This is a genomic window from Cellulomonas shaoxiangyii, assembly GCF_004798685.1.
GTDB lineage: Bacteria > Actinomycetota > Actinomycetes > Actinomycetales > Cellulomonadaceae > Cellulomonas > Cellulomonas shaoxiangyii.
On the sequence record NZ_CP039291.1, the window covers coordinates 268,349 to 293,863 of the forward strand.

Sequence of the window (25,515 nt, forward strand, 5' to 3'; positions counted from 1 at the left end):
CCGGGACCGCACCGGTGGCCAGGGCGGGTCGGGGCGTGCGGTTCAGGCCGGCCAGGCCGCCAGCAGCCAGGCCCCGCCGACGACGAGCAGGGCGACGCACACGAGCAGCAGCACCCCGACCCACGCGACCGCCGGCAGGTGCGTCAGCCCGGCGAGCAGGCCCGCGTCGGACTGGTCCCGGCCGCCGTTGCGCCGCACCCGACGACGCTGCGCCTGCATCTCCAGCACGGCCCGGGGTGCGCCGAGCAGGAAGAACCACGTGAGCGCCGCCGCCACGACCGTCTGCACGGCGGTGGGTGCCCAGCCGGTCACGCCGACCAGGACGGCGGCGCTGACGAGCACCGCCCACAGCCCGTACCAGTTGCGGATCTGCAGGAGCACGAGCGTGACCACGAGCAGCAGCAGCCAGAGCACCCCGACCGCGTACCCGCGGGAGAGCAGCCAGGCGGCGGCGGCGCCGAGCACGGCCGGGGCCGGGTAGCCGGCCGCGACGGTGGCGACCATGCCGGGACCGCGCGGCTTGCCGCGGGAGACCGTCAGCCCCGACGTGTCCGAGTGCACGCGGATGCCGCTGAGCCGGCGGCCGACCAGCACCGCCACCGCCGCGTGGCCGGCCTCGTGCACGATCGTCAGGCCGTGCCGCAGCAGGTGCCAGACGCCGGGCACGAGCAGCGCGGCGAGCACGACCGCTCCCACCACGGCCACCGTCGCGCGGGCCGGTGCGGGCTGCGGCGTGGTCACCTGCTCCCACCACGCGGCGAGCTGACCGGTGACGTCCTGGTCCGCGGGGGCGGCCGCGACGGGGCCGGTGACGGCGGTGCTCACGGGGCCACCGGCAGGACGACGTCGGTGCCCTCGGCGGTGATGCGCACGCCGTCCGGCACCACGACGGCGGACGTGAGGACGACGCCCTCGGGCAGGCCCTCGACCGGCACCTCGATGCCGCTGACGTCGTCCCCGAGGCCGCCGGGCAGGTCGTCGAGGTCGAGCCTGCGGTCGCCGAGCGCGACGTCGGCGAGGTCGACGAGCAGGACCCCGTCCTCGACGCGCGGCTCCAGCCCCGCGGACAGCGACAGGCCGAGCACGTCGCCGGCCACGCGCAGCAGGCCGCCCTCCACGGTGAGCGTGACGTCGAGGTCGGTCTGCTCCACGAGGACGCGCTCGAGCGACGCGGGCGGCAGGGTCGCGGCGAGCGTGGCCGCGCGCACCGTGGCCGGCTCCGTGAGGCCGACGCCCTGCGCGGTCACGCGCACGTCGGTCGCGTCGATGCCCTCGAGCGTCAGCCCGGCCGCGGCCGCGTCGACGTCGTCGAGCTCGCGCGCGGCCAGCTGCGTGAGGAACGGGAACCCGTGGATCGTCACGTCCGGCTCGCCGGTGACGGCGAGCTGCTGGGTGACGACCTCGCGCGCGCGGTCCTCGGCGAGGCCGAGCGCGACCCGGTCCGCCACGACCGCACCGGCTCCCACGACGACGAGCGTGACCACCGTGCCGACGAGCGCTCTCCTGGCTCCCATGACCCTCCGTCCCTCGACGCCGCGCCCACCGTACGGGTCGCGGGGCCGGCGTGCGGGGTGGTTCGGCGCGCGCCCGGGTCGCCCGCCGCGGCCATCCGCCGGCCCTGTCCACCCCGGCGTGTGGCGTGCGTCACAACGGCGACCTAGGCTGGTCGCCGGACCACGAGGGACGCGCGATGACCTGGGCACTCCTCCTGCTGACTGCCGTCGCACCGACGGTGCTGCTGGCGGCCGTCTGGTCGCTGATCCCCTCGGCCGAGGAGCGCCCGCGCTGGCGGGTGGCCCTGGCCGAGCGGCTCGAGCGGGCGGCGGCACGACTGCGCCGTGAGCGGCCGGTGCCGGAGGACCCGTTCCAGACCCTGCGCGTGCAGCAGCGCCTCGGCGTGGTCGCCGCGCACGTGCGCAGGCTCGAGGACGACGACCGGATGTTCGCGCGCGCGGAGCGGATCATCGCGTCGCAGCTCGCCTACGACCAGCTGCTCGCCGAGGCGTGCCGCATGGCCGGCGTTGAGGTGCTGCCGGCCGCGAAGGGGGACCCCGCCGAGCGGTTCCGCGAGGAGGTGGAGCTGGCCGAGCGCGGGTGGTCGTGGTGACGCCGCGCCTCCCGCCTGCGCCGCCTCCCGCCTGCGCCGCGGCCCGCTCTCAGCCCGCGCGCACCGTGAGCGTGCTCGGGCCGGACGGGGTCGGACGGACCTCGATGCGGTCGGCGACGGCCTGCTTCAGCGCCTCGACGTGGGAGACGACGCCGACCACGCGCCCGCCGGCCCGCAGCCGCCCGAGCTCGCCGAGCACCTGGTCGAGCACGTGCGGGTCGAGCGCCCCGAACCCCTCGTCGACGAACAGCGTGCCGAGCTCGACGCCGCCCGCCTCGGCGGTCACGACGTCGGCCATGCCGAGCGCCAGGCACAGCGAGACGTAGAACGTCTCGCCGCCGGACAGCGTGCGGGGGTCGCGGGCCTGCTCGGTGCGGTGGTCGAGCACGCGCATCGACAGCCCGGTCGTGCGGGTGCGCACGTCCTCCTTCTCGTCACTGCGCGCCAGCTCGTAGCGTCCGTCGGACATGACGCGCAGGCGGTCGTTGGCCGCGTCGACGACGTCCTCGAACCGGCGGGCGAGCACGTACGTCGCGAGCGACAGCGCGTGCGCGTTGTCGCTGCCCGTGCCGGCCGCGAGGCCCGCCATGCGGGCGACCGGCACGGCGTCGGCGACCCGCCGCTCGAGCGTCGTCGCCGCGCGGCGCACGTCCGCGCCGGCAGCCAGCGTGGCGTCGGCGCGCTCGCGGGCGGCGTGCGCGCGGCCCGCGAGGCCGTCCGCCGCGGCGCGGGCCGCGCGCTCGGCCGCGCGGGCGGCGTCCACGTCGACGGTCACGTCCTCGGGCAGGTCGCGCACCGCGGGCTCACCGAGGCCCGCGGTGACGCGCGCCTGCTCCTGGCGCCAGCGCTGCACGTCCCGGTCGAGGGTCGCGAGGTCCGCGGGCGTCAGCCACGCGTCGCGGGCGGTCCGCGCGTCGTCGAACCCGTGCTCACGCAGGCCGACGAGCAGCTCGGCGAGCCGGCGGCCGGCGTCGCGGGCCGCCGCGCGCTCGGCCGCGAGGGCGTCGAGCAGGTCCGCCGCGAGGTCCGCGCGCGCGGCGAGCGCGCCGTGCCGGGCCGCGACGGTGGGGTGCTCGCCGCGGCCCTCGCCGACCTCGACCTCGGCGCGCGCGAGCGCGTCACGCAGCGCGTCGAGCGCCGCCTCGGCGGACGCGACACGGCGGGCGCGCTCCTCACGGCGGGCACGGCGCGCCTGGGTCGCGGCGTCGAACCGGTCGATCTCGGCGTCGCGCCGGCCCGCCTCGGCGGCGGCGGCCCGCGCGGCGGTCGCGTCGGCGGTGGCGACGGCGAGCGCCTCGCGTGCGGCGGCCTCGTCGAGGTCGCCGACGCGCTCGCGCAGCGCGGTCGCGCGGGCGTCCGCGGCGGCCTCCGCGGTGCTCTGGGCGGCGAGCCGGCGTTCCGCGGCGACCCGCTGCTCCTCGGCGGCCGCGACGCGCTCGGCGGTCACGTGGTCGGCGCCGAGCGACGCCTTCCTCGGGTGCTCGACGCCCCCGCACACGGGGCACGCGTCGCCGTCGCCCAGACCCGCGGCGAGCTCGCCCGCGAGGCCGGCGACGCGCGCGGTGCGCAGCTCGGCCTCGGCGCGGACGGCGGCGTGCGCCTCCTGCGCGGCGGCCGCGCGTGCGGTGCGCGCGCGCTCGTGCTCCTGGGCGGCGGTACGCAGCGACGTCACGTCGCGCAGCACCTGCTCGGCCGCGCCGACCCGCGCGTCGCACGTCGCGACCGTGGCACCGTGCGCGCGGGCCGCGTCGCGCGCGGCGACGAGCGCCAGCCGGTCGTCGGGGCGCGCCGCGAGCCAGGCGTCGTCGGCGGTGATCTCCACCCGGAGGTCCTCGATGGTGGTCCCCGCGTCCCGCACCGCACGGCGCTGGGCCCCGAGCCCCTCCTCGACGCCGACGAGCCGCCGCAGGGCCGCCGCGTCGTCGGCACTGGCCGCGCGCGCGTCCGCGAGCCGCACGCGCCAGTCCTCCGCGTCGACCTCGTCCGCGCCGCCGGTGCGCGTGCCGGTCGTGCCAGGCCCGTCCGTGCCCGCGCCGCCGGCCGGGTCCGTCGCGTCGGTGCCGCGCAGGGCGTCGAGCACGCGCGCCGCGGGGTGCAGGTCGGCGGGCGCGGCGTCCACGGCCGCGAGGAGGGCCTTGCGGGCACCGGCCCACGCCGTGGCCGCCTCGTCGGCGCCCAGCAGCAGCGGGCGCACCGCCGCGGCCGCGCGCGCGGCGGAGAGCCGCAGGACGTCGGCGTCGTGACGGGGCCGGGCGTCCTCCAGGCGCGCGAGGTCCGCCCGCAGCTCGGTCCGCCGGGTGAGGAGCCGGGCGGTCGCCACGGCGTCGTCGCAGCCCTGGCGTGCGCGGTCCCACGTGGCGCCCGCCGCCGCCGACTCCGCGGTGAGCCGGGTCGCGGCCGCGGTGAGCCGCGCCACGACGGCGTCCACGGCGGCCGCGGCGTGTGCCGCGGGACCCTCGGCCCCGGTCGAGGTGGCCTCGGCGGCCGCCGTCAGCTCGGCGCGGAGCGTGTCGGCCGCGTCGGCGTCGAGCCCGCACGCGCCGACCAGGTGCGCCGACGCGCCCTGCAGCCGGCTGCGCGCGTCCTCCACGGCGCGGTCCGCCTCGCGGCGCAGCTGGGCGAGGCGCTGCTGCACCTGCTCGTAGACCGCGGTGCCGAAGATCTTCTGCAGCAGCCCGCGCCGGTCCTCGGGGTTGGCACGCAGGAACCGCGCGAACTCGCCCTGCGGCAGCACGATCGTCTGCACGAACTGCGCCCGGTCCAGCCCGACCACGCGCTGCAGCTCGAGCCCGACCTCGTCGAGGCGCGTGCTGACGAGCTCGCCGACGGTGTCGAGCGCGTCGGGTCCGCCGGTGCAGTCGACGTCGGCCGGCAGCCGCCACAGCCGGGCGCTCGCCTGGGCGGTCGTCGTCCCGGCGCCGCGGCGCTTGGCACGCTGGTACGCGGGGGTGCGACGCACGCGGTAGACGCCGGACGGCACCTCGAGGACCAGGTCGACGACCGACTCCACGTCCGGCGCCGCGTACGCCGACCGCAGCCGCTCGTCGCTCGCGTCGGCGCCCGCGACCTTGCCGTACAGCGCGAAGACGACCGCGTCGATGAGCGTCGACTTGCCCGCGCCCGTCGGCCCCTCGAGCAGGAACAGCCCGGCCGCGCCGAGCGCGGCGAAGTCGACGGTGTGCCGGTCCGCGAACGGCCCGATCGCCTGGACGGTGAGAGAGCGCAGGTGCATCAGGCGCTCCGCTCGCCGGCGAGGACCTGCTCGTACGCGCGGCGCAGCACGTGCACCTCGGCATCGGTCGGCGGGGCGCCCGTGACGTGCGCGACGAAGTCGCCCGCCACCTCGACCGGGTCGGCGGCCGACGTGACCAGCGCGGCCCGCGCGGCGACCCGCTCGACGCCGGCGGGGCGGTGGTGGACCGCCAGGGCGTGCGGGAACCGCGCGCGCACCCGCCGGAACAGGTCGGCGGGCCGGGCGGCGTCGGTCACGGTGACGCGCACCCAGTCGTCGGCGTGGGCCTCGCCGGCCGCACCCAGCAGGTCCTCGAGCGCGCCCGAGACCTCGGCCAGGCGCCGCGGCACGGGCGCGGGCACGAGCTCGGTGACGGGCACGTCGCCGCTCAGGTCGACGAGCACCGAGGACTTGCGGTGCCGGAGCTCCGAGAACGAGTAGGCGAGCGGCGAGCCGGAGTAGCGCAGCACCGTGCGGCCCGGCCCGGCCACCGCCTGCGGCCCGTGCAGGTGGCCGAGCGCGACGTAGTCGACCCCGTCGAAGACGTCGGCCGTCACCTGGTCCACCCCGCCGACGCGGATGTCGCGCTCCGACTCGCTGGCCTCGCCGCCCACGACGAACGCGTGCGCCGCGACCACGGTGCGCGGCCGCCCACCGCCGCCGCGGGCCGCCGCGTCGGCGCGCACCCGCGCCATCGCCGCCGTCGTCACGGCCTGGTGGGACCGCGCCAGCGGCACGCGCCCGTCCGGGCCGTCCTCGCCCAGCTCCGTGCGGGCGGCGTCGGGGTCGAGGTACGGCAGCCCGTAGACGAGCACGTCGCCGTCGTCGGACGGCAGCACCACCGGCTCGGCGAGCCCCGCGACGCGGGTGCGAAGCCGGACGCGCTCGCGCATGAGCACGGCACCGAACCCGAGCCGCGTCGCCGAGTCGTGGTTGCCCGACGTGACGACCACGGTCGTGTGCTCGGCCAGGCGCGCGAGCGTCTCCGACAGCAGCGTCACGGCCTCGACGGGCGGGATCGCGCGGTCGTACACGTCCCCGGCGACGACGACGGCGTCGACCGCCTCGGCGCGCACGACCTCGACCAGGTGGTCGAGGTGCGCCGCCTGGTGGTCGAGCAGGTCCACCCCGTGCAGGGTGCGGCCCAGGTGCCAGTCGGAGGTGTGCAGCAGCCGCATGCGGGCAACGTATCCGGGGGCACCGACACGGCCGCCGCCGCCGCGCCCGCCCCGCCGTGCAGGGGGTGTGAGATCAGCCCTCGTCGTCGGGGATGAGGACGGACAGCCCGACCATGTCGAGCACCTCGCGCAGCACCCGGTGCGGGTCGCGCAGGGTCACGGGGATGCCGGCCTCGGAGGCGGCGAGGTGCAGCTGCAGGACGAACGCCACGCCGGAGGAGTCGACGAACGTCGCCTCGGTCGCGTCGATGACGACCGGCAGGCCGCTCATCAGCGCCATGCCCATGGAGGCGCTCGCCTCGGCCCGCAGCGCGGCGTCGACCTCGCCGACGAGCCGCACGACCGCGCGGCCGTACTCGGCCTCGACACGGATCGCGTGCACGGGCGCGGGGTCCGCGGCGGCGACAGCGGGGTCGAGAGCCGGGTCCAGGACCGGGTCGGGCGTGGGGTCCGCGAGCGCGCGCACGGCGTCCCTCAGCTCCGTCATGGGTGGTGTCTCCTGCTTCTCGTCGACATCCCGGCACGTCTCTGGACCGGTCCGACGGCGCCGCCACGCTACCGGGCGCCCGTACGGCCGTCTCCCTCAACGCCGAACCTGCGCTCGACGTTCCCCGGACGCGCGTCTGCGCAGGTGGGACGCGTGCGCCGGCGCGGCGAGGGGCGTCCGGCGCGTCACTCCTCCGGGTCGGTGACGTCCGCGACCGTGGCGCTGAGCGCCTGCACGAGGTCGTCGCCGTCCAGCGTGAACCCGACGCCGTGGCCGCCACCGCCGATGGACACCCGGTGCCCGCGCACGCGCTCGTCCGCCACGACGGGCCACGTGTGGGTCGTGCCGAACGGGGTGATCGTGCCGCGCTCGTAGCCGGTCACGGCCAGCGCCGTCGCCGCGTCCGGCATCGACATCCGGTTGACGCCCAGCAGCGCGCGCAGCCGCGGCCACGCGATGGTCCGGTCGCCCGGCACGAGCACGAGCACGTAGTCGTCGTCGCCACGCCGCACGACGATCGTCTTCAGCAGGTCCGCGGGGGCGACGCCCCGGGCCGCCGCCGCCTCCGCGAGGGACGAGACGCGTCCGTGCCGGGTGCGCTCGTGGGTGACGCCCGCCGCGGCCAGGGCCTCCGCCGCGCGGCGCTCGCCGTCGGTCCGCAGGTCGTCGTCGCCGGTCGCGTGCTCGCTCACGCGCCCACGGTAACCAGACGTCAGAGGCCCAGCGCGAGCGCCAGCACGAGCAGCGGGACGACGACGGCCGCGACCGCACCGGCCACGAGCCAGCGCGCGGCCGTGCCCGCGCCGTCGCGGCCGGGTGCGTCCGGCTCCGGGGCACGGCGCGCGAAGGCCCCGACCCAGTCCTGCTCGGGGGTCCAGCGCTGCTCGGGCGCGGGGGCCGGGTGCGGGATCCACGCCGGCTCGGGCAGCCAGGTCGCGCCCCGCAGCGGGTCGGCGGACGGCTCGGGTGCCGACCGGCCCGCACGCCCCCCGTCGCCGCGGGTCCCGCCGCCGTCGTGCGCGGGCTGCGGCTGCGCGCTGCCGTCGGTGCGGTGCGGCGGTGCCCCGCCCGGGGGAGCCGCGGGCCGCCACGCCGCCGGGGGGCGGACCGGCAGGGCGGCGTCGTCGGCCCACGCGCGGGCGTGCGCGTCCCGCGGCTGCTGCGGGCCGTCGTGCGCGGGGGGCCAGGGTGCGTCGAGCACGTGCCCTCCCATCGTGGACGTCGGACGATCCGGACGAATCACCCGACGCCCCAGCATGCCCTGCCCGGAGCCCCCGGGGGCACCGCGGCACCCGAACGTGTCACGCGCCGCGGTCACCGCGTGAGACCGGCGTCGGCGGGGGTTGTACGCCCGCCGGCGACGGGCTCGACGCCGCGCACGCGTCCCCGGTCCGTGGCGGTCCGGGCTATGACCGCGCGGTGCGCGCCCCGGGCCTGGGAGGATGGGACGCCGTGAGCACGACCGACCCCACCCCGAGCACGGACGAGCGCGCACCGCGCCGCCCGCGGGGTCGTCGTCCCCGCAGGGACGGCGAGGACCGCCGGTCCGGCGGCCGCCCGGACGCAGGGGGGTCGGACGCAGGTCGGTCGGACGCAGGTCACCCCGACGCAGGTCGCCCGGACGCAGGCCGCCCGGACGCAGGCCGCAGGGACGGAGGCGGGTCGGACGGCACCGCACCCGACGACCGCAGCGCCCCCGACGCGCCGCACGACGGCAGCACCCCGGACGCGCGGCGCGACCGCCGAGCCGACGACCGCCCAGCCGACGACCGCCGCACCCACGACCGCCGCACGCCCGACGACCGCAGCGACCGCCGGCCCCGCTCGGACCGCCGCGCCCGCGACGAGCACCGCCTCGCGCAGGCCGCCGAGCGCCGCGCCGCGGTGCAGCTGCCCCCGATCGTCTACCCCGAGCAGCTGCCGGTCTCGGCGCGCCGGGACGAGATCGCGGCCGCGATCCGCGACCACCAGGTCGTGGTCGTCGCGGGCGAGACGGGGTCGGGCAAGACCACGCAGCTGCCGAAGATCATGCTCGACCTGGGCCGCGGCCGGGCCGGGCAGATCGGCCACACGCAGCCCCGGCGCATCGCGGCGCGGTCGGTCGCGGACCGCATCGCCGACGAGCTGGGCACGACGCTCGGCGGCGTCGTCGGGTACCAGGTGCGGTTCACCGACGAGTCCTCAGACGAGACGCTCGTCAAGGTGATGACGGACGGCATCCTGCTCGCGCAGATCCAGCGGGACCCGATGCTGCGCCGGTACGACACGCTCATCATCGACGAGGCGCACGAGCGCTCCCTCAACATCGACTTCATCCTCGGGTACCTCACGCGCCTGCTGCCGCAGCGGCCGGACCTGAAGGTCGTCATCACGTCGGCGACGATCGACTCGGCGCGGTTCGCGCGGCACTTCGCCGGCCCGCCGACCCCCGAGCACCCCGACGGCGTGCCCGCTCCCGTCGTCGAGGTCAGCGGGCGGACGTACCCGGTGGACATCCGGTACCGGCCGCTGACGGGTGACGGCGGCGAGGACCGGGACATGGTCACCGGCATCACCGACGCGGTGGACGAGCTCATCGCGGAGGGCCCCGGCGACGTGCTGGTGTTCCTGTCCGGCGAGCGGGAGATCCGGGACGCCGAGGAGGGCCTGCGCGGCTCGCTCGGCACCCGCGCGACGGACCCGCGGCACCCGCAGGCGGTGGAGCTGCTGCCGCTGTACGCGCGGCTGTCCGCCGCCGAGCAGCGGCGGGTCTTCGAGCCGCACTCGACCCGCCGGGTCGTGCTCGCGACCAACGTCGCGGAGACGTCGCTGACCGTCCCCGGCATCGCGTACGTCGTCGACCCCGGGACCGCGCGCATCTCGCGGTACTCGAAGGCGACGAAGGTGCAGCGGCTGCCGATCGAGCCGATCTCGCAGGCGTCGGCCAACCAGCGCTCGGGGCGGTCCGGGCGCCTGTCGCCGGGCATCGCGATCCGGCTGTACTCGGAGGAGGACTTCGCGTCCCGGCCGCAGTACACCGAGCCGGAGATCCTGCGCACGTCGCTGGCGTCCGTGATCCTGCAGATGATCTCCGTGGGGGTCGTGCGCAGCCCCGACGAGGTCGTGGAGTTCCCGTTCGTCGACCCGCCGGACGTGCGCGCGGTCCGCGACGGCGTCGCGCTGCTCACCGAGCTCGGCGCGCTCGAGGTGCGCGACGGCCGCACGCGCCTGACCGAGACGGGCCGCGCGCTCGCGCAGATCCCGGTCGACCCGCGCATCGCCCGCATGGTCGTCGAGGCGGGCCGCCGCGGTGTCGCGCGGGAGGTCGTCGTCATCGCGGCCGCGCTGTCGATCCAGGACCCGCGCGAGCGCCCCGCGGAGCAGCGCGACGCCGCCGACCTGATGCACCGGCGCTTCGCCGACCCGAGCAGCGACCTGCTCAGCTACCTCAACCTGTGGACGTACCTGCGCGAGCAGCAGCACGCGCTCTCGGGCTCGGCGTTCCGGCGCATGTGCAAGGCCGAGCATCTGCACTACCTGCGCGTGCGCGAGTGGCAGGACGTCGTCACGCAGCTGCGCGACCTCACCAAGCCGCTCGGCATCGCGGCGAAGGGCGCGCCGACGCCCGTCTCCGACGAGGTCGTCGCCGCGCGCGCCGCGGCGGAGGCGGCCGGCGGGGACGGCGGCCGGGGGCGGCGCGGGCCCGCGGGGGCGCCGGTGCAGGAGGTCGTCGAGCCGACGACGCCCGCAGGTGCGGCCGAGGGCACGCGGACGCGCTGGTCGTGGGACGGCGACGCGATCCACCAGGCGATCCTGTCGGGCCTGCTCTCGCAGGTCGGCATGCAGCTCGCGACCGAGGTGCAGGCGACCGGCAAGGACGCGAAGGGCCGCGGACGGGCGCAGTCGGACCGTCGGGCGCGCAACGAGTACCTCGGCGCGCGCGGCGCCCGGTTCGCGCTCTTCCCCGGGTCCGGGCTGTCGAAGCGGCCGCCGGCGTGGGTCATGGCGGCCGAGCTCGTCGAGACGTCCCGGCTGTGGGCGCGCGACGCCGCGCGCATCCGCCCGGAGTGGGCCGAGGAGCTCGGCGCGCACCTCGTGAAGCGCACGTACTCCGACCCCACCTGGTCGACGCGGCAGGGCGCCGCGATGGTCGTCGAGAAGGTGCTGCTCTACGGCGTGCCGATCGTCGCGGACCGTCGCGTGCTGCTCGGCAAGGTCGACCCCGCGGGCGCGCGCGAGCTGTTCCTGCGGCACGCGCTCGTGCAGGGCGAGTGGACGACCCACCACGCGTTCTTCCACGAGAACCGCCGCCTGCTCGCCGAGGTGGGCGACCTGGAGGCGCGCACGCGCAGCCACCTCGTCGTGGACGACGACGTGCTGTTCGACTTCTACGACGAGCGCGTCCCGGACGACGTCGTCTCCGCGCGCCACTTCGACCGGTGGTGGAAGGACGCGCGCCGCCGCGACCCGGACCTGCTGTCGTTCACGCGCGAGCTGCTCGTCGGGTCGGACACGGCCGTCGACGAGCGCGCGTTCCCGTCGCGCTGGCCGCAGGGCGAGCTGTCGTTCCCGCTGACCTACCAGTTCCAGCCCGGCACCGAGGCCGACGGCGTGACCGTGCACATCCCGCTGCCGCAGCTGCCGCGGGTGCGGCCCGAGGGCTTCGACTGGATGGTGCCCGGCCTGCGTGCCGAGCTGCTCACGGCCACGATCCGCGCGCTGCCGAAGGCCGTGCGCGTGCAGCTCGTGCCCGCGCCGGACGTCGCCCGGTCCGTCGACGCGTGGATGGCCGAGCACGTCGCGACGTGGGAGGACACCGTCCGCGCCGCCGACGCCGCGCCGTCGTTCCGGGAGATGTTCGCCCGCGCCGTGCGCGCGCTGCGCGACGTCGAGGTGCCGCCCGACGCGGTCGACGAGGACAAGCTCCCGCCGCACCTGCGCATGACGTTCCGGGTCGTCGGCGAGCGCGGCGGCGTCGTCGACGAGGGCAAGAACCTGCTGGTCCTGCAGCGCCGCAACGCCGACCGGGCGCAGGACGCGGTGTCGTCGGCGGTGCGCAGCGCCGTGCGGGCCGCGATGGAGGAGGCGATGGCGGCGACCGGCGCGTCGGCGGGTCCGGTCGCCGCGGCCGCGGACGGCGGTGCGCCGGCGGGGCGTCGCGCCGCGGGTCCGCGACCGTCCGACCGGGCGCCCGCACCGGGCGTCGACCTCGAGCGCACGGGCCTGACGTCGTGGCCCGACCTGCCCGGTCCGCTGCCGGACGTCGTCGAGGCGCCGTCCGCCGCGGGCGGTGCCGTGCGCGCGTACCCGACGCTCGTCGAGGAGACCACGGGCGGGCGCGCGTCCGTCGCGCTGCGCGTGCTCGCCGACGCCGCCGTCGCGGAGGCCGCCGCCCGGCGAGGGCTGCGCCGGCTGCTCGTGCTCGACGCGGGCCTGCCCCCCGGGCGCGTGACGAGCCGGTGGACGGGCCCGCAGGCGCTCGCGCTCGCGGCGTCGCCGTACCCGTCGACGGAGGCGCTGGTCACCGACGTGCAGCTCGCGTCCGTGGACCGGCTCATGGCCCGCCACCTGGGCGGCCGGTCGCCGCGCGAGGTCCGCGACGCGGACGCGTACGCCGCGCTGCGGGCGGACGTCCGCGGGGGCCTGGAGGACGACGTGCACCGCGTGGTCGGCGACCTCGTGGGCGTGCTCACGGCGTGGCGCGAGCTCGACGCCGACGTGCGGGCGTCGACGAGCCTCGCGCTGCTGTCCACCGCGCAGGACGTGCGCGAGCAGGCCGCCGCGCTGGTCCACGACGGGTTCGTCTCCGAGGTCGGCGCGGACCGGCTCCCGCAGCTCGTCCGGTACCTGCGCGCGGCCCGGCACCGGCTCGGCAAGGCGGGGGAGAACCCGCACCGGGACGCCGACCTCGCGTGGCAGGTGCACGACGTGCTCGAGCAGTACGAGGCGGTCCGGGCCCGGCTCGCCGCGGCGTCGCCCGACCCGGCGCGGGCGCGCGCGCTCGACGACGTCCGGTGGCTGATCGAGGAGCTGCGCGTGAGCCTGTTCGCGCAGCAGCTCGGCACGCCGGTGCCCGTCTCGCCCACCCGCATCCGCAAGGCGCTCGCGGCGATCGGCTGAGGCCGGCGGGCGACGACGCCCGGACCGCGCACGTCGGCCGCGTCGGACGGTGCCGGTGGGTCCGGCGCGCAGGACGCGGGCAGGATGGCGGCATGACCCGCTACGCCATCGACCACCTCGTCGCCGTCGAGCTCGCCCGGGACGGGGTCGTCGTGCCCGAGGAGCACCAGCTCGTCGGGCCGACGCTGCTGCGCTCCCACGTGCTCGGCTACCTGTACCGGGCCGTGCGCGCCGGCGTGCTGCCGGAGGCGGAGGGGCGGCGGCTGCTCGACGGCGTCACGACGACGAGGATCCGGCTGCTGGGCGACCGCGTCTCGCGGGCGGCCGCCTGGCGCATCGCCCACGAGCTGGGCTGGTCCGACACCGCCGACGCCGAGTACCTCGCCGTCGCACAGCTCCAGGCCGACGCGTTCGTCACGCTCGACCCCGTGCTCCGCACCGCCGCCGCGGGCCGCGTGCCGCTCGCCGACGTCGAGGACCTCTACCCGTCCTGAGCGCAGCACGCGGGCGCGGGCCGGTCGCGGGGCCGGCCGGTTGCGGCCGCCCCGCCGCGGGACGAGCATCGCCGGATGACGGACCCGCGCGAGCACGACCTCGTCCTGTTCGGCGCGACGGGGTTCGTGGGGAGGCTCGTCGCGGCGCACGTCGCCGAGCACGCCCCGCCGGGCCTGCGCGTCGCGCTCGCGGGCCGCACGCGGGCCAAGGTCGAGGACGTGCGCGCCGCCCTGCCCGCGGCGGCCCGCGACTGGCCCGTCGTCGTGGCGGACACCGCCGACCCGGCGTCGCTCGCCGCGATGGCCGCGTCCGCGCGGGTCGTGGTGAGCACCGTCGGCCCGTACCTGCGCCACGGCCTGCCGGTCGTCGGCGCGTGCGCGCGGGCCGGGACCCACTACGCCGACCTGACCGGGGAGGTGCCGTTCGTGCGCCGGGCGATCGACCGGTACGACGCGGTCGCCCGGGCGTCGGGCGCGCGGCTCGTGCACGCGTGCGGGTACGACGCGGTGCCGTCCGACCTCGCCGTCCTCGCGCTGCACCGCCGGGTCGCGGCGGACGACGCGGGGGCGCTGCGCGACGTGCGGCTCGTCGCGACCGCCCGCGGGGGCGTGAGCGGCGGCACGGTCGCCTCGATGCGGGGGATCGTGCAGCAGGCCGCCCGCGACGCGCGGATCCGCCGGCTGCTGGCGGACCCGCACGCGCTGAGCCCCGACCGCGACGCCGAGCCCGACGTCCCGCAGCCCCCGGACACCCCGGCGCCCGGCCGCACGGTCGACGGCGGCTGGGTCGCGGCGTCCCCGATGGCGTCGTTCAACACGCGCGTCGTGCGCCGCAGCAACGCGCTGCAGGGCTGGGCGTACGGGCGCACGCTGCGCTACGGCGAGGTCGCGGGCACGGGCCGGGGTGCGCGCGGCGCCGCGGCGGCCGCGGGCCTGACCGTGGGGCTGGGCGTGCTCGCCGGGGCGGTCCTCCTCCCGCCGACGCGTGCGCTGCTCGACCGCGTCCTGCCCGCCCCGGGCGAGGGGCCGGACGAGGAGACGCGCCGCACCGGCCGGTTCCGCATGGACGTGCACGCCGTCACGACGACCGGCCGGCAGTACCGCGCGCTCGCGGCGGGCAGCGGGGACCCGGGCTACGCCGCCACGGCCGTGATGCTCGGCGAGGCGGCCCTCGCGCTGGCCCTCGACCAGGACCGCCTCCCGGACGCGGCCGGCTCGCTCACGCCCGCGACGGCCCTGGGTGACGTGCTCGTCGAGCGCCTGCGCGCCGCGGGCCAGACGTACGAGGCGACACCCCGCTGACGCCCCCGGCGGGGACTCGGGTCAGGACTCGTGCGTCCCCGCGGGCTCGCCCTGGTCGACGCCGAGCGCGGCGCCCTCGGCGGAGGCCCGGGGCACGAACAGCCGGTTGACGACGTAGAGCACGACGCCGATGCCGAGCAGCAGGCCGGCGCGCGCGTACACGTCGAGGTCGCGGCCGGTGAGCGGCGACGCGAGCACGAGCGACACGACGGCGCCGAGCGCGGGCGCCCACGTCGGCGCACGGAAGGTGCGCTCGGCGTCGCCCTGCGGCGTCGCGTCGTCGTCGGCGTGGGAGCGGCGGCGCAGCACCAGCACCGACACGTTGACGGTCGCGAACACGAGCAGCAGCAGGAGCACGGTCGTGTCGGCCAGGCCGGACAGGTCGCCCGTGCTGACCAGCGTCAGGGCGATGACGGTCGTGAAGAGGATCGCCGTCCACGGCGTCTGGCGGCCGCTGCCGACCTTGCCCAGCCAGCCGGGGACGATGCCCTCGCGCGACATCCCGTAGACCACGCGCGACGCCATGATCATGTTGATCAGCGCCGTGTTCGACACCGCGACCAGGGCGATCAGCGCGAACAGCCACGGCGGGAAGACGAGCCCCGCGACCCGCACGACCTCGAGCAGCGGCCCGGTCGAGTCCGCCAGCGTGTCGGTCTCGACGAGCATCGACGTCGTGAAGGCGACCGCGAGGTAGATGACGCCGGTGATGGCGATGCCGCCGAACAGGGCGCGCGGGAAGTCGCGGCGGGGGTGCTGGCACTCCTCCGCGAGGTTCACGGAGTCCTCGAAGCCGAGCAGCGCGTAGAACGCGAGCGCGGTGCCGCCGAGCACGGCCATCCACGCGGGGCCGTCGGCGGTGAGGGTCATCGCGCGGGACGGGTCGCCCTCGCCGGACAGGAACGCCCGCGCCCCGATGACGAGGATCACGGCGAGGCCGGTCACCTCGACGGCGGTCAGCACGAGGTTGACGCGCACGGACTCGGCGACGCCGACCGCGTTGACGGCTGCGATGACCAGCACGAACACCCAGGCGGCGAGGAGCGTCGGCACGGTGACGAGCTCGGCGAGGTAGTCGCCGCCGAACGCGCGCGCGGCCGCGCTCGCGCTCGTGATGCCGGACATGAGGACGGCGAACGCGACGAGGAACGTGACGAACGGCCGCCCGAACGCCTGCTGCGCGTACACGGCCGCACCGGCGGCGCGCGGGAACCGGCCGACCAGCTCCGCGTAGGCGGTCGCCGTGAGCGTGGCGAGCACGAAGGCGACGACGAACGGGATCCAGATCGCCCCGCCGACCTCGCCGGCGACGCGGCCGGTCAGCGCGTAGATCCCCGCGCCGAGGATGTCCCCGACGATGAAGATCAGCAGCATCCGGCGGCCCACGGTGCGCCTCAGCGCGCTGGGCGGTGGTGCGGTGGCGACCATGGCGACCTCCCCTGGCGGCGGTGAGGGGGAGTCTGCTCCTGCTCGCCCCGTCGCGCCTGCCGAGCGCACCGGCCGCTGCCCGCGCGGTGCGCTCGACAGGCGCGCCGGGCCGTCCGCACCTACGCTCAGGGACCTCCGGGTGGTGCGTGCGAGCAGGCCGCTGCCACCCGACGGCACGCATGTCCCACAGACGACGACCGGCCGTCGCGGCCGGTCCGAGGAGGCCGCATGAAGGGCAAGCTCACGTTCCTCGTCGGAGCCGGGGTCGGGTACCTGCTGGGCACCCGGGCCGGCCGGCAGCAGTTCGAGAAGATCAAGGGCTGGGCGACCGAGACGTGGCAGGACCCCCGGGTCCAGGGCTACGTGAAGGACGCCGAGTCGGCCGCCACGGACTTCGCGAAGACCCAGGGCGGGGCGCTCAAGGAGAAGGCGGTCAGCACCGCCAAGTCCGCGTTCCACAAGGGCGACTCCGACGAGTCGGCCGACGAGCCCACGAGCGAGACGTCGTACCCGCAGACGTCGTACCCGCAGACCGACGGTCCGCTGGTCGACGCCGACGACGCCAACCCGAACGCGCCGAAGATCTGACGCGCTCGGCACGGAACGGGCGACGGGCGGTGGGGGAGAACCCACCGCCCGTCGTCATGTCCGGACCCGTCAGGAGCGCAGCAGGCGCAGCGCCTCCGTGACGGTCGCGTCGACGTCACCGCGCACGTGCACCGTGACGCCGTCCTCGTCGGTCTGCAGCGCCTCGAGCACCGCGAGCTGGGAGTCGAGCAGGCTCGGCGGCATCCAGTGCCCGGTCCGCCGGGCGACGCGCTCGCGCAGCAGCTCGGGCGGGACGTCGAGCAGCACGAACCGCACGCGCCCCTGCGCCTGCGTGAGGGTCGCGCGGTAGACCCGGCGCAGGGCCGAGCACGCGGTCACCGTGGACCGGCCGGCGCGCGCGTGCGCCGTCATCGCGTCCCGGACCGCCTCGAGCCACGGCCACCTGTCCTCGTCGGTGAGGGCGGTGCCGCTGCTCATCTTCGCGACGTTGGCGGCCGGGTGCAGGTCGTCGCCCTCGACGAACGTCCGGTCGAGGCGGGCGGCGAGCCCGCGGCCCACGCTCGACTTGCCGGTGCCGGAGACGCCCATGACGACGAGGTGCTCGACGGGTGCGGTGTCCACGCCGACACCCTGCCACCCGGCGCGCCCGGCGCGGGCCGTCCCGCGCGTGCGGGGGCTGACCGCCGGTGCGCCGGGTACGGTCACCGGCGACGGAGGGAGCGGACGTGGACACGGACGCCGGGACGGGCGACGCACGCGGGGCCGACGCACGCGGGGCCGGCGCAGCCGGGGCCGACGGGACGCGGCACGCGGACCGGGTCGTCGTCGACTGCGGGCTCTACGTCGACGGGCGGCGCGCACCCGGGCGCCTCCCGCTCGGACGCGCCGGCGACGTCGCGCGCGAGACCGGCGGATTCGTCTGGCTCGGCCTCGAGGGGCCGACCGTCGCGGACGTCGCGGAGGTGGCCGGCGAGTTCGGCCTGCCCCCGCTCGCGGTCGAGGACGCCGTCAAGGCGCACCAGCGGCCCAAGCTCGAGGTGTACGACGACGTGGTGTTCGTCGTGCTCAAGCCCGTGCGCTACGTCGACCACGACGAGGTCGTCGACGTCGGCGAGCTCGCGCTGTTCCTGGGCCCGCACTTCGTCGTGACCGTGCGCCACGGCAAGGGTGACGTGCTGCGGCGCGTGCGCGAGGAGCTGGACCGCGGCGAGGGCCCGGCGGCCGGCTTCGGGCCCGCGGGCGTGCTGTACCGGGCGGCGGACCTCGTGGTCGACGGGTACGAGTCGGCCCTGGGTGAGATCGACATCGACGTGGACGACATCGAGGCGCGCGTGTTCGGGCCCGGGCAGGTCAACCACGCGGAGCGCATCTACAAGCTCAAGCAGGAGGCGGCGGAGGTGCGCCGCGCGGTGCTGCCGCTCGGCCGCCCCCTGCAACGGCTCGTCGACGGCGACGTGCCGCACGTGCCGGCCGAGGCCGCACCGTACTTCCGCGACGTGCAGGACCACCTGCTGCGCGCGGCCGACGCGGTCGAGACCGTCGAGCGCCAGCTCGCCGACGTGCTGCAGGCCAACACCGCACGCGTCACCGTCGCGCAGAGCGAGGTCGCGCTGCGCCAGAACGGTGACATGCGCAAGATCTCCGCCTGGGCGGCGATCGCGCTGGTGCCCACGGCCATCGCGGGCGTGTACGGCATGAACTTCGAGTACATCCCCGAGCTGCGCTGGCGGTTCGGGTACTTCCTCGTGCTCGGCGTGATCGCCGGCGCCTGCGTCGGGCTGCACCGCCTCTTCCGGCGCAACGGGTGGCTGTAGGGGCGGCCGTGCGCGGCGGCGAGGCGCGCGTCACGTCGCCCGCGGCGGGAGCACGGCCTGCGCGCACGTAGCATCACCCGGTGCGCCACCTGCTCGTCGACCTGACCCCCGTCCGGGTCAGCCCGGCGTTCCGGCGCCTGTGGCTCGGCCTGTCGGTCGCCAACCTCGGGTCGCAGCTCACGGTCGTGGCGGTGGGCCTGCAGGTGTACGCGCTCACCGCCTCGACGCTCGCCGTCGGCGTGCTGGGCCTGTGCGCGCTCGTGCCGCTGGTCGTCTTCGGGCTGTACGGCGGGGCGCTCGTCGACCACTACGACCGCCGGACGGTCGCGGTCGTCGCGTCGGTCGTCAGCTGGGTCGCCGTGCTGGCGCTGGTCGCGCAGGCCGTGGTCGGCAACGAGCAGGTCGGGCTGCTGTACGCGCTCGTGGCGGTGCAGTCCGCCGCCGGCGCCGTGAACTCCCCGGCCCGGTCGGCGATCATCCCGCGCCTCCTCGAGCCGCGGCTCATGCCGGCCGCCAACGCCCTGCAGACCATCGGCTGGAACACGGCCCTCACCATCGGGCCGCTCGCGGGGGCCGTGCTGGTCGCGTCCGTCGGGTACGCGTGGGCGTACGCCGTCGACGCGGTCCTGTTCACGTTCGCCCTCACCGCGCTGCTGCGCCTGCCGCCCGTCCCGCCCGAGCCGTCGGCGAACCGCCGCGCGCGCCTCGGCCTGGGCTCGGTCGTCGACGGGCTGCGGTACCTGGGCACGCAGCCGAACGTGCGCATGACGTTCCTCGTCGACATCGTCGCGATGGTCACCGCGATGCCGCGCGCGCTGTTCCCCGCGGTCGGCGTGCTGTACCTGGGCGGCGGCGAGGCGACGACGGGCGCGCTCACGGCCGCGATCGCCGTCGGCGGCATCGGCGCCGGGCTGTTCTCCGGCGGGCTCGCGCGCGTGCGCTGGCAGGGCCGCATCATCGCGGCCGCGATCACCGCGTGGGGCCTGTCGATCGTCGGCTTCGGGGCCGTGCTCGTCGCCGCCGGGCGTACGTCGCCGGACCAGGTGGTGCCGGTCGCGCTCGTCCTCGCGCTGGCGATGCTCGTGCTCGCGGGCGCGTCCGACACCGTCTCGTCGGTGTTCCGCCAGACCATCCTGCAGACCGCGACGCCCGACGACATGCGCGGGCGGCTGCAGGGCGTGTTCGTCGTGGTCGTCGCCGGCGGGCCGCGCCTGGGCGAGCTCGCGCTCGGCGCCGCGTCGACGCGCGTCGGCGAGGGCTGGGCGGCCGTCGCGGGCGGCGTCGCGTGCGTCGTGCTCGTGTGGGTGCTCGTCCGGGCGCAGCGCACGTTCTGGGACTACGACGCGCGCAACCCGACGCCCTGACCCCGGACTCGGCCGGCCGGCGGTGCACCCGCCCGCCGGACCCCGCCCGCGCGGCGCACCCGCGCCGGTAGCGTCCGGCCATGACCCTGCACGACGTCGAGCTGGTCGAGGACGACGAGCCCGCCGCGCCGGCCGCGCGCGACGAGGAGCCGGCCGCACGCGCGTGGCTGCGCCGGCACCCGGGCGTGGTGGTCGCGCTCGCGGTCGTGCTCGTCGGGGCCGTGGGGACCGGGGTGCTGCTCGAGCACCGGACGCGGCAGCGGGACGCGGACCGCGTCGCCGCGCTGCAGGAGGTGCCCGGTGTGCTGCGACCGGTCGACCCGGCGCTGCCCGTCGCCCAGCACCTGACGTGGTCCGCCACGGACGGGCCGTCGGTGGAGAACCAGGCGCTCCTGGCCGGGGTCCAGGTGGGCGACGTGACGGTGGTCGGGGACTGGGACTCCGGGCCCGACGCGGTCGTCGCGGGCGTCGGTGCGCAGGGCGAGCAGCTGTGGCGCACCACCGTCCCGCCGCCCGACAGGGTCGACCGGCAGCAGGGGTCGTACGCCTCGTGCACCGAGCCGCTGCAGGACTCGCCCCCGCGGGACCGCGAGCGGCCACGCGAGCTGACGGCAGACGTCGTCGCGTGCGTGGTGCAGTGGAGCCGGCCGGTCGACGCCGCCACCGCGCCGGACGGCCGCGTCCCGACCGTCGTGGCCCTGCTCGAGCTCGACCCGTCCGACGGGCGCGTCGTCCACCGGGCCGACCAGCCGGACGACGCCTCCGTGACGCGCGTGCCCGGCGGGTGGGTGACGTCCCTCCACGGGGACGACGACGTCGTCGTCAGGCTGCTCGCCGGCGACGGGACGCCGCGCTGGAGCACGACGCTGCCCCTGCCCGGGGCCGAGGAGTACCCGTGGTCGCACGCGACCGTCCGGGACGACCGCGTGCTCGTCATGATGGAGGGCGGTTCGGCGCTGCTCGCGCTCCCGGACGGGGCCGTGCTGGCGCGCTACCCAGGAGGCGGCGGCGGAGGAGGCATGATCCTGCCCGGCGGGTCGGTGCTGCTCCACGACAGCACCGGCGGCGTGCGCCCCGCCGCCCACCTGCACCGCCCGGACGGCACGGCCACGGACCTCGACGGCGAGTCGCTCGGGTGGGTCGCCGTCGACGACGGCAGCCTCGGCGACGTCCTGCTGACGAGCGGCGAGGGCGAGGACGCGCGGACGACCCTGCGCGACGTCGACGGCGCGGTGCGGTGGCGCGTCGACGGCGAGCTCCGCTCGGCCCTGGTCGTCGACGGGAGCGTCCTCGCCGCGGTGGGCGACGAGCTCGTGCGCCTGGACGGCAGCGACGGGCACGCGCGCTGGCGCGTGGCCCTGTCGCACGAGGACGTGCAGCTCATGACCGACGGCGCCGTGGTCCTCGCGACCTCCCCGACGCGCATCGACGCGTGGACGTACGACGGCGCGCCGACCTGGTCCGGGCAGGTGCGGCGCGAGGACGGCGGCGTCACCGTCCGGGCGGGCACGCCCGCACCGTCGCCGTCGAGCGGGCGCCCGCGCGGCGGCGGCGGAGGGACGTGGTGGGTGGCCCTGCGTGACGGGCGGCTCGCGCTGCAGGTGCTGTCCGGCGACGGGGACGAGGAGGTCCTCGTCCTCGGCTGACGGGCGCCGGCCGTCACCGGAGCACGGTCACCCCCGCTGCCTCGAGCTCGACGAGCCGCCCGCCCCACGGGATGACCGACCACACGTCCGGCGGCAGGGAGACGACGCCCCGCTCGGCACCGTCCGCGGGGTCCAGCCCGACGAGCTCCGGCCGCCCGGCCTCCCGGGTCGACGCGCGCGGCTCGTACAGCAGCGTCCCGTCGGTGAGGACCCCGGCGCCCCACACGGTCGACCAGCGCTCCCGCTCCCACAGGCGCGCGCCCGTGCGGCCGTCGAGGGTCACGAGCGTCGCCGGGGAGGGCACGTGCACCCGCCCGTCGAGCACCCCGACGGCGTTCGGCAGCGCCACGGCGGCCTCCCACCGGACCTCGCCGGTGCGCGCGTCGACGGCGTGCACCCGGCCGGCTCCCTCGGTGAACAGGACGCCGGGCACGGAGCCGTCGTCCACCATCACGTTCAGCAGGCGCCCCGGGACCCGGAGGTCGCCCGCGGCGCGGACCACGTCGGCGTCCTCGCCCCGGGGGACGGCCAGGTCGGTGCGTCCGTCGATGTGATGGGTCACCACGGCGGGCGACGTGCCGCGCAGCGGCCCGCGCACGACGCGTGCGTCGGCCGGGTCGAGGACCAGCGCGGAGCCGTCCTGGGCGGCGACGCCGACCGTGCCGTCGCCGAGCGCGTACGGGATGTCGGCGGCGGCGGCCGGCAGCAGGCGGTCGTCGGCGGCGGGCAGAGCCTCGCCCCCGGCCTGCAGCCCGGAGGCGAGGTCGAGCGACCACGCGTGCGACGTGCCGTCCGCGGCCGTGCCGACCAGCACGACCCGCTCGCCCGCCAGCGCGAACGCGTGCGCGTGCACCCCCTCCGCGGAGCGCGCGGCGTGGTCCGCGGCGACCTCTCCGGTGCGCACGTCCACCACGACGACCCGTGACGTCGTGCCGGCGCCGGTGGTGGCGCGCGGCTCGTCGCCCGGGCGCGTCAGCACGGCGTCGCTGCCGAGGCACACGAGCCGGTCGTCGTCCGCCGCCGCGCACCGGCTGCCCACGCGGAAGGCCTGCGCGTCGTCCGCCTCCGGCGCGGGGACGAGGGGGAGCACCCACCGGTCCGCACCCGTGAGCGCGTCGACGGCCGCGACCTCCGTCGCACCGTCGGACGTCGTGCGCAGCCCGGCGAACGTCCGTGGGTCGTGCCAGCCGTCCGCGTAGGGCGGCACGTCCGGCGCCGTCCACAGCACCTCCAGCGCGCCGGCGGGTGGGGCGACCGCGCCGGGGACCTCCCGGACGTCGTCGAGGCGGGCACGCTCCCGGTCGTCGACCACGGCCTGCGCGGCGACCAGCGCGCCCACCAGGACGACCGCGCCGGCGCCACCGACGACCCACCACCGGCGCCGGCCGGCGGGACGACCGTCGCCGTCCTCGCCCGCGGCAGCGCGTGCGGGCTCGTCCTCGACGAGGTCGACCTCCTGCGTGGGGCGTGCGCGCGCCATCCGCGCACGCTAGCGGCGTGGTCCGGGCCGCGTCACGGCCGGGACGGCCCGCCCTGAGAGCGCCCCCGCCCGACCGGACACTCCGCCGACCCGTCCCTCCGCGCGACCTCGTCACCCCCGCCCGACCTCGCCGCTGCGCGCGACCTCGTCACTCCCGCCCGAGCTCGTCACCCCCGCCCGACCTCGTCACTCATGGGTGACGAGGTCGACGCACGAGTGACGAGCTCGCACGCGGCGGGGCTGGGGCGCGGCCGAGGGCGTCGCCGCGTGGCGCGACGCCGGCGGGGCCCGTCGTCAGGGCGTACGCACAGCGTGCGTACGCCCGCGGGAGGACGTCCCGGTCCCGCCCGGCGCACGGGCGACACGCCGGCCGCGCACCCGTGCGCTACGGGCGCGGGACGTTGCGCAGGTTCGAGCGGGCCATCGCCATGACCTCGCCGAGCCCGCCGCCGAGCACCTCCTTGCTCATGGCGGCGGTGAACCCGGCGACCTGCTGGCGCGTGATCTTCGGCGGCAGCGACAGCGCGCGCGGGTCGGTCACGAGCTGGACGAGCGCGGGCCCGTCGTGCGCGAACGCCTCCCGGAGCGCCCCGCGGATCTCCCGCGGGTCCTCGACGCGCGCGGACGGGATGCCGATGGCCGCCGCGATGCCCGCGTAGTCGACCGCGGGGGAGTCCGTGGCGTACGACGGCAGGCCGTCGACGAGCATCTCGAGCCGCACCATGCCGAGCGACGCGTTGTCGAACAGCACGACCTTGACGGGGAGCTCGTAGTGCTTGGCGGTGATGAGCTCGCCGAGCAGCATGGACAGGCCGCCGTCGCCGGCCATCGCCACCACCTGCCGCGGCCGGCCGTCGAGCCCGCCGCCGTCCCGGGCCCGGCCCGCGAACGCCGCGCCGATGGCGTGCGGCACCGCGTTCGCCATCGACCCGTGCCAGAAGGACCCGATGACGCGCCGCCGGCCGTTGGGCGTGACGTACCGCGCCGCCCACACGTTGCACATGCCCGTGTCGACCGTGAAGACCGCGTCGTCGGCCGCCTCCTCGTCGAGCACGACGGCGGCGTACTCGGGGTGGATGGGCCGGTGCCTCTCGACGTCCTTCGTGTAGGCGCCGACGACGCCGGTCATCGCGCGGTGGTGCTTCTCGAGCATCGCGTCGAGGAACCGGCGGTCGCGGTCGCGGGTCAGCAGCGGCAGCAGCGCGCGGACGGTCTCCCCGACGTCGCCGACGACGACGAGGTCGTTGCGCGTGCGCCGGCCCAGGTGCGTCGGGTCGACGTCGACCTGCGCGGTGCGCACGTCCGACGGCAGGAACTGGTCGTACGGGAAGTCGGTGCCGAGCAGCAGGAGCAGGTCCGCACCCTCCATCGCCGCCTGGCACGCGCCGTAGCCGAGCAGGCCGGACATGCCGACGTCGAACGGGTTGTCGACCTGCACGTGCTCCTTGCCGCGCAGCGAGTGCCCGACCGGGGCCCGCAGCGCGTCGGCCAGCGCGAGCACGTCCTCGCGCGCCCCGGCGCACCCGGCGCCCGCGAAGATCGTGACCCTGCCGGCCGCGTCGAGGGCCGCCGCCAGCGCGGCCACCGCACCCGCGTCGGGCACGACGCGCGGCGCGGGCGGCGGCGTCAGCACGTCGACGTCGTCGCCCTCCGCGGGCAGGTCCGCGACGTCGCCGGGCATGGTGAGGACGGCGACGCCGCGGTCGCCGTACGCGTGGTGGATCGCGGTGCGGAACACCCGGGCGGCCTGCGTGGGCGTCGAGACGAGCTCGCAGTACACCGAGCAGTCGGCGAACAGCCGGTCGGGGTGCGTCTCCTGGAAGAAGTTCGTGCCGACCTGCGCGCTCGGGATGTGCGAGGCGATCGCGAGCACCGGAACACCGGTCCGGTTCGCGTCGTACAGGCCGTTGATCAGGTGCAGGTTGCCGGGGCCGGCCGACCCGGCGCAGACGGCGAGCCGGCCGGTCACCTCCGCCTCGGCCGCGGCGGCGAACGCGCCGGCCTCCTCGTGGCGCACGTGCACCCACTGGATGTCGACGCCGGCCTCGTTCGCCCGGCGCACCGCGTCGACCACCGGGTTGAGGCTGTCACCGACGATCCCGTACACGTGCCGCGCACCGGCGGCGACGATCTGGGCGACGAGCTGGTCGGCGACGGTACGGCGCGCCACGGTGGACCTCCTGGGGGTGTGGGGACGGTCCTTCCATCGTCCGACCGTCACCCGCGGGCCGCGACCGGGCGCGGTCGCGCTGCGTGGTGAGCCGCGCACGGCCATGCTGGACGAGGCGTCGAGACCGCGCCGCACCCGACGCACCGAGCCCAGCAGCGACCGCCC

Annotated in this window: 19 protein-coding genes; 8 read left to right on the forward strand and 11 right to left on the reverse strand. The window is 77.3% G+C overall.

Features of this window, described 5'->3' with window-relative positions:
* Positions 1 to 42: 42 nt before the first annotated feature.
* The gene (locus E5225_RS01260; protein WP_341765555.1) at positions 43 to 825 is read right to left on the reverse strand and encodes a M50 family metallopeptidase; all 783 of its coding nucleotides are present in this window, start codon (positions 823 to 825) and stop codon (positions 43 to 45) included.
* Positions 822 to 1,514: an LmeA family phospholipid-binding protein gene (locus E5225_RS01265; RefSeq protein ID WP_135972232.1), complete on the reverse strand. Its 693-nt coding sequence runs from the start codon at positions 1,512 to 1,514 to the stop codon at positions 822 to 824. The genes E5225_RS01260 and E5225_RS01265 overlap by 4 nt, the downstream gene beginning before the upstream one ends.
* Before the next feature lie 176 nt (positions 1,515 to 1,690).
* Here E5225_RS01265 and E5225_RS01270 point away from each other — a divergent pair, with 176 nt between their 5' ends.
* Positions 1,691 to 2,107 carry a hypothetical protein gene (locus E5225_RS01270; protein WP_135972231.1) on the forward strand — a complete coding sequence of 139 codons (417 nt, stop codon included), beginning with the start codon at positions 1,691 to 1,693 and terminating at the stop codon, positions 2,105 to 2,107.
* A gap of 49 nt (positions 2,108 to 2,156) precedes the next feature.
* On the opposite strand, the gene E5225_RS01275 is transcribed toward E5225_RS01270, so the two are convergent.
* The 5 genes from E5225_RS01275 to E5225_RS01295 form a co-directional block, all read right to left on the reverse strand.
* Positions 2,157 to 5,339 carry an AAA family ATPase gene (locus tag E5225_RS01275; RefSeq protein ID WP_136225260.1) on the reverse strand — a complete coding sequence of 1,061 codons (3,183 nt, stop codon included), beginning with the start codon at positions 5,337 to 5,339 and terminating at the stop codon, positions 2,157 to 2,159.
* A complete protein-coding gene (locus E5225_RS01280; RefSeq protein ID WP_135975547.1) occupies positions 5,339 to 6,517 on the reverse strand; it encodes an exonuclease SbcCD subunit D in 1,179 nt (392 codons plus the stop codon). The genes E5225_RS01275 and E5225_RS01280 overlap by 1 nt, the downstream gene beginning before the upstream one ends.
* Positions 6,518 to 6,590: 73 nt before the next feature.
* Positions 6,591 to 7,004, reverse strand: a complete 414-nt coding sequence (locus tag E5225_RS01285) for an STAS domain-containing protein (RefSeq protein ID WP_135975545.1) — start codon at positions 7,002 to 7,004, stop codon at positions 6,591 to 6,593.
* Between the two features lie 185 nt (positions 7,005 to 7,189).
* Entirely contained in the window at positions 7,190 to 7,696 is a 507-nt protein-coding gene (locus E5225_RS01290) for an aminoacyl-tRNA deacylase (protein ID WP_243738422.1), read from the reverse strand.
* A 20-nt stretch (positions 7,697 to 7,716) separates the two neighbouring features.
* Positions 7,717 to 8,205 (reverse strand): hypothetical protein, encoded by a 489-nt coding sequence (locus tag E5225_RS01295; protein ID WP_136225262.1) that lies wholly within the window; start codon positions 8,203 to 8,205, stop codon positions 7,717 to 7,719.
* Between the two features lie 251 nt (positions 8,206 to 8,456).
* On the opposite strand from E5225_RS01295, the gene hrpA reads away from it, so the two are divergent.
* The 3 genes from hrpA (at position 8,457) to E5225_RS01310 (ending at position 14,899) form a co-directional block, all read left to right on the forward strand.
* Positions 8,457 to 13,103, forward strand: a complete 4,647-nt coding sequence (gene hrpA / locus E5225_RS01300) for an ATP-dependent RNA helicase HrpA (RefSeq protein ID WP_243738330.1) — start codon at positions 8,457 to 8,459, stop codon at positions 13,101 to 13,103.
* Between the two features lie 92 nt (positions 13,104 to 13,195).
* Positions 13,196 to 13,597 carry a type II toxin-antitoxin system VapC family toxin gene (locus E5225_RS01305; protein WP_135974287.1) on the forward strand — a complete coding sequence of 134 codons (402 nt, stop codon included), beginning with the start codon at positions 13,196 to 13,198 and terminating at the stop codon, positions 13,595 to 13,597.
* A 75-nt stretch (positions 13,598 to 13,672) separates the two neighbouring features.
* A complete protein-coding gene (locus tag E5225_RS01310) occupies positions 13,673 to 14,899 on the forward strand; it encodes a saccharopine dehydrogenase family protein (protein ID WP_135974286.1) in 1,227 nt (408 codons plus the stop codon).
* 21 nt (positions 14,900 to 14,920) lie between these two features.
* Here the strand turns inward: E5225_RS01310 and E5225_RS01315 are convergent, their stop codons facing one another.
* A complete protein-coding gene (locus E5225_RS01315) occupies positions 14,921 to 16,327 on the reverse strand; it encodes an APC family permease (protein ID WP_135974285.1) in 1,407 nt (468 codons plus the stop codon).
* A gap of 228 nt (positions 16,328 to 16,555) precedes the next feature.
* Here E5225_RS01315 and E5225_RS17845 point away from each other — a divergent pair, with 228 nt between their 5' ends.
* Positions 16,556 to 16,915: a BAR domain-containing protein gene (locus E5225_RS17845; protein ID WP_243738329.1), complete on the forward strand. Its 360-nt coding sequence runs from the start codon at positions 16,556 to 16,558 to the stop codon at positions 16,913 to 16,915.
* A 69-nt stretch (positions 16,916 to 16,984) separates the two neighbouring features.
* On the opposite strand, the gene E5225_RS01325 is transcribed toward E5225_RS17845, so the two are convergent.
* Entirely contained in the window at positions 16,985 to 17,497 is a 513-nt protein-coding gene (locus tag E5225_RS01325) for a gluconokinase (RefSeq protein WP_243738328.1), read from the reverse strand.
* Positions 17,498 to 17,601: 104 nt separating this feature from the next.
* Here E5225_RS01325 and E5225_RS01330 point away from each other — a divergent pair, with 104 nt between their 5' ends.
* The 3 genes from E5225_RS01330 to E5225_RS01340 all read left to right on the forward strand — a co-directional run bounded on the left by E5225_RS01330 (position 17,602) and on the right by E5225_RS01340 (position 21,700).
* Positions 17,602 to 18,690 (forward strand): magnesium and cobalt transport protein CorA, encoded by a 1,089-nt coding sequence (locus E5225_RS01330; RefSeq protein ID WP_136225264.1) that lies wholly within the window; start codon positions 17,602 to 17,604, stop codon positions 18,688 to 18,690.
* Positions 18,691 to 18,770: 80 nt separating this feature from the next.
* The gene (locus E5225_RS01335) at positions 18,771 to 20,054 is read left to right on the forward strand and encodes an MFS transporter (RefSeq protein ID WP_135974283.1); all 1,284 of its coding nucleotides are present in this window, start codon (positions 18,771 to 18,773) and stop codon (positions 20,052 to 20,054) included.
* An 80-nt stretch (positions 20,055 to 20,134) separates the two neighbouring features.
* Positions 20,135 to 21,700, forward strand: a complete 1,566-nt coding sequence (locus tag E5225_RS01340; RefSeq protein WP_135974282.1) for an outer membrane protein assembly factor BamB family protein — start codon at positions 20,135 to 20,137, stop codon at positions 21,698 to 21,700.
* 13 nt (positions 21,701 to 21,713) lie between these two features.
* Here E5225_RS01340 and E5225_RS01345 read toward each other — a convergent pair whose 3' ends face one another.
* Together E5225_RS01345 and E5225_RS01350 are read right to left on the reverse strand one after the other, a co-directional pair.
* Entirely contained in the window at positions 21,714 to 23,180 is a 1,467-nt protein-coding gene (locus E5225_RS01345; RefSeq protein ID WP_135974281.1) for an outer membrane protein assembly factor BamB family protein, read from the reverse strand.
* 385 nt (positions 23,181 to 23,565) lie between these two features.
* Positions 23,566 to 25,350 carry a pyruvate dehydrogenase gene (locus E5225_RS01350; RefSeq protein ID WP_135974280.1) on the reverse strand — a complete coding sequence of 595 codons (1,785 nt, stop codon included), beginning with the start codon at positions 25,348 to 25,350 and terminating at the stop codon, positions 23,566 to 23,568.
* Positions 25,351 to 25,515 lie beyond the last annotated feature (165 nt).